The organism is Candidatus Nitrospira nitrosa, from assembly GCF_001458735.1.
Classification (GTDB): Bacteria; Nitrospirota; Nitrospiria; order Nitrospirales; family Nitrospiraceae; genus Nitrospira_D; species Nitrospira_D nitrosa.
Window position 1 is genome coordinate 382,273 of the sequence record NZ_CZQA01000001.1, and the last position, 12,424, is coordinate 394,696.

A 12,424-nucleotide genomic window follows, 5' to 3' on the forward strand; every position below is an offset into this window, starting at 1 on the left:
CGTAGCCATGCCACTGACTCTGTTGGGACAACACAATCCCCTCGCCTCCCCTTCCGAGCAACTCAAACTATTGGATCAAGCCGGTTCCCATCTTTCCTTTGAGGCTCAGCTTAATCGAGTGGGCTTAGCTCCTCTGTGCGCAACAGGCATTACGGTCTTCCAGATCAATGTGGGGAAATTGTGCAACCAGACCTGTCGCCATTGCCATGTCGATGCCGGTCCAGATCGTCCCGAGACCATGTCCTTGAAAACAGCAGAGCACTGCATGAATGCTCTGGCCAAAACCGACATTCCTACGGTGGATATCACGGGAGGTGCACCGGAATTGAATCCCCATTTCCGGTGGCTCGTTGAACAGTCCCGTAAGCTCGGGCGCCACATCATCGATCGTTGCAATCTGACCGTCTTACTGCTTCCTTCACAAGCCGACTTGGCAGAATTCCTGGCTCATCATCAAGTCGAGATCATCGCGTCGCTGCCGTCGTACCGAGCCAGCCAAACTGATGCACAACGAGGCGAGGGGATCTTTGAGAAATCCTTGGACGGGCTTCGCCTCTTGAATCGACTCGGCTACGGACGACCAGACAGCGGCCTTGCCTTGAATCTGGTCTACAATCCCGTCGGTGCATTCCTGCCTCCGAAGCAGGAGTCGATCGAAGCACAATTTAAGAAAGAATTACGGACCAAGCATGGGGTTGAGTTCAACCGGCTCTACACCATTACCAACATGCCCATCAGCCGGTTCCTGGAGTTTCTTATCGAAAGCGGGAACTATGAGCAGTATATGACCCGTCTCGCGAACGCGTTCAATCCGGCAGCCGCTGCCGGCGTCATGTGTCGCTCGACGCTGTCGGTTGGATGGGACGGCAGACTCTACGATTGCGACTTCAACCAGGTGCTCGACCTTCCGGTTGACCATGGTGCGCCGTCGCACATCCGGAACTTCGATCCGGCACAGCTCCATCATCGACAGATCGTCACGCGCAACCATTGCTTTGGTTGCACCGCCGGCTCCGGTTCATCCTGTGGTGGATCCGTCACTTGAAGAATGTCCGCCGATTAAGATATGGAGATATCTCAATGTATAAACTACTTCAGATATTTCCGCAGAAAACATTGGGTTCGTTCGTCGCGTTCTTGTGCGTCTCCTATTTAGGGATCGGGGGATCCGCGACGGCTCAGGCAAACCAGGATCAACTATCCGGCAAACTGGTGATCACGGGTGCCAGCACTCTTGCTCCATTAATCACCGAGATCGGCAAACGCTTCGAAAGTCTCTACCCCAACGTACGGGTGGACGTGCAGACCGGCGGCTCCTCCCGCGGGGTGGCCGACGCCCGCCAGGGGCTCGCCGACATTGGGATGGTCTCCCGCGCAATGAAGGATGAGGAGAAGGATCTGTACGCGTTTCCGGTGGCCCGCGACGGTGTGGGAATCATTCTCCATAAAGATAATCCCATTCGGACTCTCACGGACGAACAGGTGGTCGCCATCTATACAGGAAAGATTATCAATTGGAAGGACGTCGGAGGGAAGGATGCGCCCATTGCCGTCGTGAACAAAGCCGAAGGCCGGTCTACACTCGAAGTGTTCTTGCACTACTTTAGGCTCAAGAATACGGACATCAAAGCGCAGGTGGTCATCGGCGACAATGAGCAGGGCGTCAAGACGGTCGCAGGCAATCGGAACGCCATCGGATATGTTTCTATCGGGACGGCAGAATATGACGAATCACAAGGCGTGCCGATTAAACTGCTCCCAACAGGAGGGGTGGCCGCCTCTACCGAAACCGTACGGAACCGCACCTTTCCCATGTCCCGTCCGTTACATATCGTCACTCGGACTCCACCAGTGGGATTAGCCAAGACCTTTATCGACTACGCACAGTCAAGAGCCGTGCATGACATCATCACACAGCAATCCTTCGTTCCTCTGGCCGACTGACCGCCTGTTGCTCTGGCTGCTGCGCGGCATCGCCGTGATCGCCGGCACCATTGTCATGCTCATCGTGACCTTCCTGATCGTGGAAGCGCTGCCGGTTCTCCGTCACGTCGGTGTACTCCGATTCTTTACCGACCCGTCTTGGCACCCAGCTGAGGGCTTCTACAACCTCACTCCGATATTGTGGGGAACGCTGTTCGCCATGGCCGGTTCTGTACTGATCGCCACACCCTTGGGCATTCTTTCCGCCGTCTTCTGCCAGTACTATGCACCAACGATACTGGCACGGCCATACCGACGCCTGATCGAGCTGCTAGCGGGTATCCCTTCCGTGGTTTATGGATTCTGGGGACTCGTCGTGCTGGTCCCGCTGATCGGAGAGATCCACCCGCCCGGTCCCAGTCTCCTAGCCGGCATCCTGGTCCTCACGATCATGATCCTCCCCACCATCGCCTTGATGGCCGATGCCAGTCTTGCCAACGTGCCACAACAATACGTACGTGGTGCTGCCGCCTTGGGGCTGCCGCGATGGGCGACGATCCGAGGCGTGGTGTTTCCGGCAGCAAAGTCGGGGTTGTTCACCGGGGTGATTCTGGGAACCGGCCGAGCCATCGGCGAAACGATGGCCATTCTGATGGTGTGTGGGAACGTGGTCCAGACCCCTTCTAACCTCTTCGACCCGATCCGGACGCTGACCGCCAATATCGCCCTAGAAATGGCCTATGCCCTCGGAGACCATCGCGCCGCGCTGTTCGTGAGCGGACTCGTGTTGATGGCCTTGATCATAGCGCTTACCATTTCTGCGGAATGGATCAGTCGTGGAAGGATTTATGGTTGAGGTTGCGACACAACAGCCGAATACGCGCGAATGGCTGGCGTTCGTCCTGGTCTGGGGATCAGCAGTACTCGTCACCGCAACGTTTTGTTGGCTATTGGGTGATATCATCTGGCACGGACTGCGCCATGTCTCGTGGACGTTTCTGACGACACCGCCTGAGAACGCTGGACGCCGAGGCGGGATCGGCCCGATCTTAGTTTCGACCTTCTTAATTTTGGGAGTCTGTCTTGCCGTCTCACTCCCTATCGGCATCGGTACCGCCGTCCTCCTCGCCGAATTTACGTCGGACCACAGTCTGTTTGGAAGATTAACTCGTCGAAGCTTAGACGTTTTGGCCGGTGTGCCCTCGATCGTCTTCGGTCTCTTCGGCAACGCATTTTTTTGCAAGACGCTAGGCCTCGGTTTCTCAATCCTCTCCGGTGGGCTGACTCTGGCCTGCATGGTGCTGCCGATTTTAATCCGCTCTACCGAGGAGGGGTTTCGTGCTGTGCCGTCTAACTATCGCTTATCCGCCGCCGCGCTTGGACTGTCACGTACCACGACGCTTTTTCATCTCTTGCTACCGGCAGCAGTGCCTGGACTCCTGGTGGGCTTGGTACTTGGCGTCGGCCGGGCGATTGCAGAAACCGCAGCGCTCATCTTCACCAGCGGCTATGTGGATCGGATGCCGGAGTCGCTGCTCGATTCAGGCCGAGCGCTATCCGTCCACATCTTTGACCTTTCGATGAATGTCTCAGGCGGAGATGCCAACGCCTATGCCTCCGCGCTGGTCTTGGTCACTTCGCTGCTGATGATCAATGGAGTGGCGTCATGGCTGACGGAATATTGGCTCCACCGGAGGATCGTCACAGGATGAAACCCTCGCTGTCCATGTCGGGTACACAGCCGTGGATTGCACTTGAAGAACGGCCGGTCTGTTGTGTTCCCAAGCCGTTCATCGAGGTCGAGCGGCTCAGCTTGCACTATGGTCAAATGCCTGCGTTCCATGATGTGACGCTTGTGATAAATCAAGGATGCATCACGACGCTCGTGGGTCCGTCAGGATGCGGCAAGACCAGTTTCCTTTCCTCGCTGAATCGTCTGACCGATCTCATCCCTGAGTGCCGGCTGTCGGGGCAGATCCGCCTCGACGGCCTCGATGTGCTGGCTCCGGACACCGATGTGATCCACTTGCGCCGCCGTGTCGGTATGGTTTTCCAAAAGCCAAATCCATTTCCGCTTTCGATTCGGAAAAACCTGGAGTTCCCCTTGCGTGAGCACGGGATTCGGGATCGGACACGGCTCTCCGGCACGATCGAGACCGGATTACGGGACGTGGGCCTCTGGGACGAGGTCAAGGATCGTTTGGAATCGCCGGCCCTGGCGTTGTCGGGTGGCCAACAACAACGATTGTGCATGGCGAGGGCGCTCGTGCTCTCGCCCGACATCCTCCTGATGGATGAACCCTGCAGCGCGCTCGATCCGCTCTCCAGCGGCGTAGTTGAGGATCTGATCGTCGGTCTCCGTGGCCGCTATACCATTTTAATCGTCACGCACAATCTGGCCCAGGCGCGACGGATCGCAGACTATGCCGCCTTCTTCTGGGTTCAAAAGGGAGCGGGACGGCTGATTGAGACCGGAACCGCGAAGCAAATCTTTGAGGAACCTCATGATCCACTGACGGCAGCGTATGTGAGCGGGATGCGAGGATAGTGAGTGAGATGGAGATTCGTATCATTGTCGTCTCGATGGATCCTTGATCAGGCATACCTCTAGACTCAATGAGATTGCTCCATCTCTGTTCTCCGTCTTGAGGTGTCTATCTGGACTTGTCACTCCTGGCTACAGTCTGCTATGGTGCGATGAGGTCGTTTCATCACACATTGCATTTATACATTACTGAATGGTCTGGGACCCAAAAGATCCGTGGGGCAAGAAGCCTGATCCGCTTGAGGACGCGCTCAAACAGGCGCAGTCTCAACTCAAAGATCTCTTCCCCTCAGGTGGGCTCAAAAATCTTTTGCCTTCCGGCGGAGTCTGGAATCTCATCATTGCTGCGGTGTTCATCTTGTTCGTCTGGCAGGCGGTCTTTATCGTCGCGCCGGATGAAGAAGGTGTCGTCAAGCGGTTCGGTGTGCCGGTTCGGACGGTCGAGCCGGGTCCCCACTTCAAAATCCCCTTCGCTGAGACCATCCTCCAACCCAAGGTGGCAAAACTCTACCGGGTCGAGGTCGGCTTTCGCACCAGCCAGCAGGGCCGCCAGCAAATGGTGCCCCAAGAAGCCTTGATGTTGACCGGCGATATGAACATCCTGGCAATCGAATTTATCGTGCAATACAAGATCAAAGAATCCCGCGAGTTTCTGTTCAACGTGGCGGATATCCATGAGACCATCGGCAAAGCTGCGGAAGCCTCCATGCGGGAAGTGGTGGGGAAGAGCAAGATCGACGAAGCCTTAACCACCGGCAAAGCCGTCATTCAGCAAGACACCCTGACGCTCTTACAGACGATCTTGGATCAATACCAATCCGGTGTGCAGATTGCTGCGGTGCAGCTGCAAGACGTGGATCCGCCGGAAGCGGTCGCCGCCGCCTTCAAGGATGTGACGAACGCCAAGGAAGATCGAGAAAAGCTCATCAATCAAGCACAGGGGTATCGTAACGACATCATTCCAAGAGCCAAGGGTGAAGCGGCTGAACTGGTGAACCGAGCCAGGGGGTTTGCGCAGGCCCGCCTCAACCGTGCCCAGGGAGAGACAAACCGGTTCCTCGCCACCCTGAAAGAGTACAATCAGGCAAAAGATGTGATCAGCAAGCGGATTTACATCGAGACAATGGAAGAGATCCTGCCGAGCATGGAGAAGATCATCATCGATGGGAAGGGTGGAGAGCGCTTGCTCCCGTATCTTCCGTTGGATCGCCGCTCCAAACCGACGTCCCTGACCGGAGCCAAGACACCCCCACAGGCAGAGGGTGAAGAGTCGAGGCCGGAATCGCCCACGCTGAAACCGAGAGGCTCACGATCATGACCAAGCAGGGATTCGCACTGACACTCCTTGCCGTGATCATCGCGTTATTTGTGCTGGGGGCCTCTCCGCTCTTCGTTGTAGACGTCATCCAGACCGCGATCGTCGTCCAGCTCGGGAAACCCGTTCGAAACATCACCGAACCAGGGCTCTACCTGAAAGTTCCGTTCGTCCAAGAAGTCACCTACTTCGACAAACGGCTCTTGGATTATGACTCGAACGCCCAGGACGTCATTACCTCGGACAAGAAGACCCTCTTGCTGGATAATTTTGCGAAATGGCGCATTGTCGACCCCTTGAAGGTGTATCAGAACTTCCAGAGCCAGCGAGGCGCGCTCCAACGCCTGCACGATATCATCTATTCCGAGCTCCGGGTGGAGTTAGGTCGGCACGAATTGCTCGAAATCGTCTCGAGCACGAGAGCGGACATTATGAAAGTAGTTACCGAACGAGCCAAGGAAAAGGCTGCGGGGTACGGCATCGATATTCAGGATGTACGGATCAAGCGAGCCGATTTGCCGGAACAAAACGAGAAAGCGGTTTTCGCGCGCATGCAAGCGGAACGTGAGCGCCAGGCCAAACAATATCGAGCAGAAGGCGCCGAAGAAGCCCAGAAGATTCGATCGGAAGCAGAAAAAGACCGGGAGATTATCCTCGCCCAAGCCTACAAAGAGTCGGAAGAGCTTCGTGGCGGCGGGGACGCCAAAGCCTTCCGAATCTATGCCGACGCCTACCGACAGGATCAAAAGTTTTTCGAGTTTACACGTTCGATGGAGGCCTATAAGAGCGCGTTTAAGGACGGCTCAACCCTGGTGATGAGTCCGGACTCGGAATTCTTCCGCTACTTGAAGCAACGCTGACTTGTAACAGGCATGAACGCCTGCAGCTGCTCAAGAATTCAGCCAACCCAGCAAGGTCGGAGCGATCCAAGTAGCGAGGCCTACGCTTCGGAATGTTGGGCTGCTGCTTATGAAAGCCCTACAATTTTTCCACTGGTCGCATCAAGGCTGATCCGCTCACCAGCTGGCTTCTTCGGCAACCCCGGCATCAACTGAATCCCTGAACAAACGGCGGTTACAAATCCAGCCCCAGCCAGGATTCTGAGTTCTTTGATTGGAACGATAAACCCCGTTGGTCTCCCCTTGAGTGCTGAGTCGTGTGAGAGCGAGAGCGGAGTCTTAGCCATACAGACCGGCACGTTGCCATACCCAAGAGCCTCCGCCGTATCTATCTGGCGTTCAACCTCAGGCTCGAATTGCACCCCCGCTGCACCGTACATTTTCATGGCGATCGTTTGAATCTTTTTCTTGATCGGCCAGGACACGTCATAGAGATGCGTGAACTGCCTCGGCTGCTGGACAGCTTTCGCCACAGCGGACGCTAGTTGCTCTGCCCCCTTACCTCCGTCCGCCCAATGCGTTGAGACCGCGGCATCTACCGCTCCCATGTTCATTGACTGTTCACATACCCAATCGAGTTCGTCCTGCGGATCATCCTTGAATGCATTCACCGCCACAACCACTGGTACTCCATGTGCCCGTACATTAGCCACATGTTGTTCCAGGTTCGCGATACCCCTTGATAAGGCTTCCTGGTTCGGCCCCGTCAGGCTTGTGGGCAACGGCACACCAGCTTTTGCTACACCTCCCCCGCCATGAAGTTTCAACGCCCGTAGCGTCGCCACGATTACCGCCACCGTCGGTGTATATCCCGAGACCCGACACTTGATGTTGAAAAACTTCTCCGCTCCAAGATCACTCCCAAACCCTGCCTCCGTCACAACGAAATCGGCACATCGCAACGCAATCGCGTCCGAGATGACCGAGCAGTTGCCGTGGGCAATATTCCCGAAGGGACCCGTATGCACGAACGCCGGGGTTCCTTCCAAGGTTTGAACCAAATTCGGCTTCAACGCGTCCTTCAGAAGGACCTCCATTGCCCCCACACACCCCAGCTCTTCAGCCTTAACCGGCCTTCCAGAAGTGGTCAGCCCAATGACGATGCGACTGAGACGCTCCCGCAGGTCTCGTTGGTCCTTGGCCAAGGCCAAGACAGCCATGATCTCTGATGCTTCGGTAATGACAAACTGGCCGTGCCGTCCGCCCGTCCCTTCGCCGAGAACAATTTCCCGAAGGGCCCGATCGTTGACATTCAAGGTTCGTGGCCAGCTGACCTTCTGTGGATCAATCGAGAGCTGGTTTCCATGAAACAGGTGATTGTCTACAAAGGCAGAGAGCAGATTATGGCTGGCAGCCACCGCATGGGCATCCCCGGTCAGGTGAAGGTTGATCTCCTCCATGGGAATCACCTGGGCATGCCCGCCACCGGTGCCACCACCCTTCACTCCAAACACCGGACCGAGCGAGGGCTGGCGCAGTGTAAGAGCAGCGCGATGGCCCAGCCTGGCAAGCCCCATAGCCAGACCAATTGACGTCGTCGTTTTTCCCTCGCCCAGGGGCGTAGGATTAATTGCGGTAACCAGGACATAATGGCCTTTCGGCTTGTCAGGAAGCCGATCCATTATCTGCAGCGAAACTTTGGCCTTATCCTGTCCGTAGCAGGTCAGCTCGGCTGCATTGATCCCCAGCTGAGTCCCAATTTCAAGAATGGGACGAGGGGTCACGGATTGGGCAATTTCGAGGTCGGTCAAGAGGCTCTCACTCTAACTTGAGTTTAATCAGATAGGGCCGGAGTGTATCACCATTCGTTCAACAATGAAGGGTGGGAGGAAACCAATTTGACTTGGTTCTCAATGATGAGAAGCACGTAACCGACACAGGAAGAGCAGTGAGCTTCCTTAGCGCTAAACTCACCGTGCTATTCCAAGATGTACTTGGCCGGATCGAGCGCCTGTCCGTTCAGCTTCACCATATAGTGCAGGTGGGGACCAGTCGACAGACCTGAACTGCCGACTAACGCAATGACATCGCCACGGTCGACTCTCTGGCCTTCTTTGACCAAGGACTTGGCCAAATGCCCATAGAGCGTTTCAACCCCGAACCCATGGTCAAGGCGGACCATATTCCCGAGCTTCGGATCATAGCCTGTTGTGGTCACCCGGCCTTGTGCCGGCGCACGAACCGGAGTATTGGGGGCCGCCCCAATATCCAACCCATCATGCCATGCTGGCTTCTCAGTGAAGGGAGAAACCCGTGGACCAAACCCTGATGTCACCCAACCCTTGACCGGCCAAATAGAAGGCGTCGAAGCCCATCGAGAGGAGCGTTGTTCCGCAGCGTCTGATAACTCAGACAAGATGCGTTCTTGGGCTGTCGTGGCTTTCGAGAGCCATTCCAGGCCATCCTTCACGGCAGCAACCGCTTCAAGATGATCTTTAGATGGATCAACGCCCGAAGCAGAATCCTGGGTGGGTCTCTCTCCGCTATCCTTGGAACTTCCCGAACTTGCTGGACCCGTACCCACGTTTCCAGTTGGGCCTGGCATGGCTCCTCCTTCAATAAGGGGAACGTCCTCACCGCCTCGGCCATTCACCATATCACCTGATTTTGGAACCTCGATCCCGAGCATCACCCGAAGGCGCTGATTGACCTCGTTCATGGCCCCAATTCGCTTCTTGAGATCATCAATGGCTGCCGTAAACGCCGCAGTCTGCTCACGCGCACTCATTGCCTCACTGCGGAATGCAGACAGCTCCCAGACCTCTCCTGTCCTCACAACATAGTGGGAAACGACAAGCAGATCGGCAACAACAAGAAGGCCGACACAGGTCAGCAGCGTCCGGAGAAGCTTTTTCGAAAAGCTGAATCGTAGTGGTTTTGCCGTGGACCCTCGAAAGACGACAACCGTATAGGTCCCGCCGTCTTGATTCGTTGTCTGAGCCATAATGATCGCCCCCCTACCAATTGATCCCGGTCGGTTGACCCTGTGGAGACCGCCACGTTACCGACTTCTCTTCCTTCCGGTCAACCCCCCTAAAAACCGGGGTGCCCCTGAAGCCATCTCAACCCCAGGAGCTAGGATACCTCACTCCGGACCCAGTCAAGATACGGCTGAAATCCATGTGCGACAGAAATCGCTATAATTTCAGGCACCTTATAAGAGTGAGCTTTCAGAATCATCTCTTGAAGGGACAAGACTTTATCGGATGTTGTTTTCATTAAAATAAGCACTTCCTGATCGTTCACAATCTTTCCTTCCCACCAGTAAGTTGACCGAACTGCGGGAATGGTCGATGCACAAGCCGCAAGGCGAGACTGTACCACCAGGTCGGCAATCTTTGCTGCTTCCTCTTGATTTGCCGTACTGACCATGACAACAACTACCTCAGCGGATTCGGTACCCATAGGCCGCCAGGATACCTAACCAATCCTCGTACATTCAACCGTCCCGATACTTGACCCCTCGTCATTAGAAACCCATTGAAAACCGTATACCCATTTCACCATTGAGCAACTTCTATGCCCTATCATTGAGGCGGCAGGCTTTGCCTCGCTCGCACTTTCAATGACTTATGGGATTGGAATCGTTACGCGTTGGGAAATTTCATCCTATCACTGCAGAAGAAACAGCACAGTCAACCAATTTTTGTGAAACTCTGTTCAAAACTGGCCCTTGTAGGTCACGCAAGCGAACTACACAATTAGAGCTACTTTCTACCCCTAACCCTTTCCCATTCGTGCTAACTCCTCAAAGTAACAGGCAAATGCCTTCATTCCACCGGAAGCTTGCCCCCAGTCGAAATATTCATTGGGCGCATGATAGCCATGTTCCGGCAAGCTCAGCCCCATGAATAAGATTGGAACCTTCCACATATTCTTCATCGTGACAACCGCCCCGATTGATCCTCCCTCTCGTACGAAGGCTGGTTCTTTTCCGAATCCTGCCTTCACGGCCCGCTTCACACAATCCACATAAGGCCCGGCAAAGCTCCCCTGAAATGGATGGAGCATCCCCTCTCGCTCTACCTTGATGGTCGGATTGATCTTGGCAACGTATTTCTTGAAGAGGGCAAATACACGTTCAGGAACCTGGTTTGGAACCAGGCGCATACTTATCTTAAGTTCAGCATGCCCAGGCACGACAGTCTTCACACCCTGTCCATGATATCCCCCGCTGAGACCATGAATTTCGAACGTCGGCGAAGCCCAAATCCGCCGCAGGACATCGGCAGGATCCTGAACCCGTAGTGATCGGAAGCCATAGGCTTCCTTGAAATCCTTGACCCGGAAACCTGATTTCAGGAAGCTCTTGATCTCGGCCTTCGTGGGTTCAAGCACATCATCATAGAAGCCGGGAATCTTCACTCTCCCGGTTCGCGCGTCAAGGCAGGCGTGTGCAACCTCAATCAGCTCAGCCAGTGGGTTCCGAGCCGCCCCCCCTGTCACGCCGGAATGCGCATCTTTTTCTCCGGTGCGCAAAACTAGGCGTGCTCCGAGCAGGCCACGCAAACCATAGGGGACCGCAGGCCGCCCCTTGGCGATCCAGATTGTATCCGACACGATCACCGAGTCCGGCCTCGGGATCGCCGTACGATCTTTAAGACCCACCCGAAAATTCGGGCTACCAATCTCTTCCTCCAGCTCCCATAAGAACCGAATATTGATCGGCACCCCTTGCTCGATCGCATATCTGGCAGCGAATAGCGCCGTCAGGGCCGGCCCCTTATCATCAGTAGCCCCCCGGCCATGGTAGATCCCGCAATCGTTCCGAAACGCGAAGGGAGCCTGTTTCCACTCAGGCTCTTGCGCAGGCTGTACATCCAGGTGATTGTAAATCGTGACGGTGGGATACTCAGCCCCCACTGTCCAGCCGCCCGAAACAATAGGGGCCCCACCGGTCTCGACGATGTGCGGATTGGCCCCTAAATCGCCGAGATACTGCTTCGCGAGCTCCGCCATACGCCGCATCTCGCCTGCACGAGACGAATCCATACTGATCGATGGCACTTCCACCATCTGGCCCAAGAGATCCTCAAACCTCGGTCGCGTTTCCGCGATAAAGGCCCGCAGTCGTTGTTCATGTTCCATACCCATACTCCTCCTTGACTCAACGGGGCTGGATTATAACGAGGCGGGTGCCTAAGAGAAAGCCGCTGCGGGTTTCATACGAAGAACATGCTAGAATGACACTCAATCCCAAACTGTTTCTACTCATGATTCGTCGTGCAACTCACTGCCTCTACTACCTCGCGCTCTCTCTCTCAATCATGCCTTCGGCCCTGGTTTGGGGTGAGGAACCCACCAGCATCCAACAGATCCTTGAAGCGCCCAAGATCTACCATCTTCGCCACGTGACCGTGCGAGGCACAGTGCGAGATGTGCAACCACTGGCCCCTTATACCCTCGCGAATGGGGATCCTTGTTATGGAGCCTACCTCTTTCGCTTGGAAGAGGACGAGTCCACCCTCTCAATGGCCGTCTTGGGGATCTGTGGCAGACCCGTCGTCCGCGACCCGGAGGTCGAAGACGGTGATCGGGTCGAAGTCAGCGTCACGATTCAAGCGCCGAGTCACGGGGGAATGGTGTTGAGCTTCAAGGGTCCTAAAGCGGTGACCGACGAAGAGGCGGTCGTGCAGGCAGTCGTTGATCGAATTCTTCCCATCGTGGAATAACTCCTGCCTGGTGTCGGCTATCCTCCCTTTTCTTTACAGCACCCCGACCCAGCGATATAGTTTCTGCAAG

The 12,424-nt window shown here is 55.5% G+C and carries 12 protein-coding genes; 8 read left to right on the forward strand and 4 right to left on the reverse strand.

Annotated features, from left to right (window positions below; translation table 11 throughout):
* Positions 1–7: 7 nt before the first annotated feature.
* From arsS to hflC, 7 genes are all read left to right on the forward strand, one after another.
* Positions 8–1,045, forward strand: a complete 1,038-nt coding sequence (arsS, locus tag COMA1_RS01845) for an arsenosugar biosynthesis radical SAM (seleno)protein ArsS (protein WP_090742945.1) — start codon at positions 8–10, stop codon at positions 1,043–1,045.
* A 35-nt stretch (positions 1,046–1,080) separates the two neighbouring features.
* Entirely contained in the window at positions 1,081–1,944 is an 864-nt protein-coding gene (locus COMA1_RS01850) for a phosphate ABC transporter substrate-binding protein (RefSeq protein ID WP_090742948.1), read from the forward strand.
* The gene (gene pstC / locus COMA1_RS01855) at positions 1,901–2,779 is read left to right on the forward strand and encodes a phosphate ABC transporter permease subunit PstC (protein ID WP_090742950.1); all 879 of its coding nucleotides are present in this window, start codon (positions 1,901–1,903) and stop codon (positions 2,777–2,779) included. Before COMA1_RS01850 ends, pstC begins: the two co-directional genes overlap by 44 nt.
* Entirely contained in the window at positions 2,772–3,635 is an 864-nt protein-coding gene (gene pstA / locus COMA1_RS01860) for a phosphate ABC transporter permease PstA (protein ID WP_090742953.1), read from the forward strand. Before pstC ends, pstA begins: the two co-directional genes overlap by 8 nt.
* Before the next feature lie 14 nt (positions 3,636–3,649).
* A complete protein-coding gene (locus COMA1_RS01865) occupies positions 3,650–4,471 on the forward strand; it encodes an ATP-binding cassette domain-containing protein (protein ID WP_090746737.1) in 822 nt (273 codons plus the stop codon).
* A gap of 190 nt (positions 4,472–4,661) precedes the next feature.
* Entirely contained in the window at positions 4,662–5,786 is a 1,125-nt protein-coding gene (gene hflK, locus COMA1_RS01870) for an FtsH protease activity modulator HflK (protein ID WP_090742956.1), read from the forward strand.
* A complete protein-coding gene (gene hflC, locus COMA1_RS01875) occupies positions 5,783–6,643 on the forward strand; it encodes a protease modulator HflC (protein ID WP_090742959.1) in 861 nt (286 codons plus the stop codon). The genes hflK and hflC overlap by 4 nt, the downstream gene beginning before the upstream one ends.
* A gap of 107 nt (positions 6,644–6,750) precedes the next feature.
* On the opposite strand, the gene COMA1_RS01880 is transcribed toward hflC, so the two are convergent.
* The 4 genes from COMA1_RS01880 to COMA1_RS01895 form a co-directional block, all read right to left on the reverse strand.
* Positions 6,751–8,433, reverse strand: a complete 1,683-nt coding sequence (locus COMA1_RS01880) for a formate--tetrahydrofolate ligase (RefSeq protein WP_090742963.1) — start codon at positions 8,431–8,433, stop codon at positions 6,751–6,753.
* 167 nt (positions 8,434–8,600) lie between these two features.
* Positions 8,601–9,626 (reverse strand): M23 family metallopeptidase, encoded by a 1,026-nt coding sequence (locus tag COMA1_RS01885; RefSeq protein WP_090742965.1) that lies wholly within the window; start codon positions 9,624–9,626, stop codon positions 8,601–8,603.
* A gap of 131 nt (positions 9,627–9,757) precedes the next feature.
* A complete protein-coding gene (cutA, locus tag COMA1_RS01890) occupies positions 9,758–10,087 on the reverse strand; it encodes a divalent-cation tolerance protein CutA (RefSeq protein WP_218055288.1) in 330 nt (109 codons plus the stop codon).
* 315 nt (positions 10,088–10,402) lie between these two features.
* Positions 10,403–11,770 (reverse strand): M20/M25/M40 family metallo-hydrolase, encoded by a 1,368-nt coding sequence (locus tag COMA1_RS01895; protein ID WP_090742968.1) that lies wholly within the window; start codon positions 11,768–11,770, stop codon positions 10,403–10,405.
* A 47-nt stretch (positions 11,771–11,817) separates the two neighbouring features.
* Here COMA1_RS01895 and COMA1_RS01900 point away from each other — a divergent pair, with 47 nt between their 5' ends.
* Positions 11,818–12,354 (forward strand): hypothetical protein, encoded by a 537-nt coding sequence (locus COMA1_RS01900; RefSeq protein WP_176697776.1) that lies wholly within the window; start codon positions 11,818–11,820, stop codon positions 12,352–12,354.
* Positions 12,355–12,424: the final 70 nt, after the last annotated feature.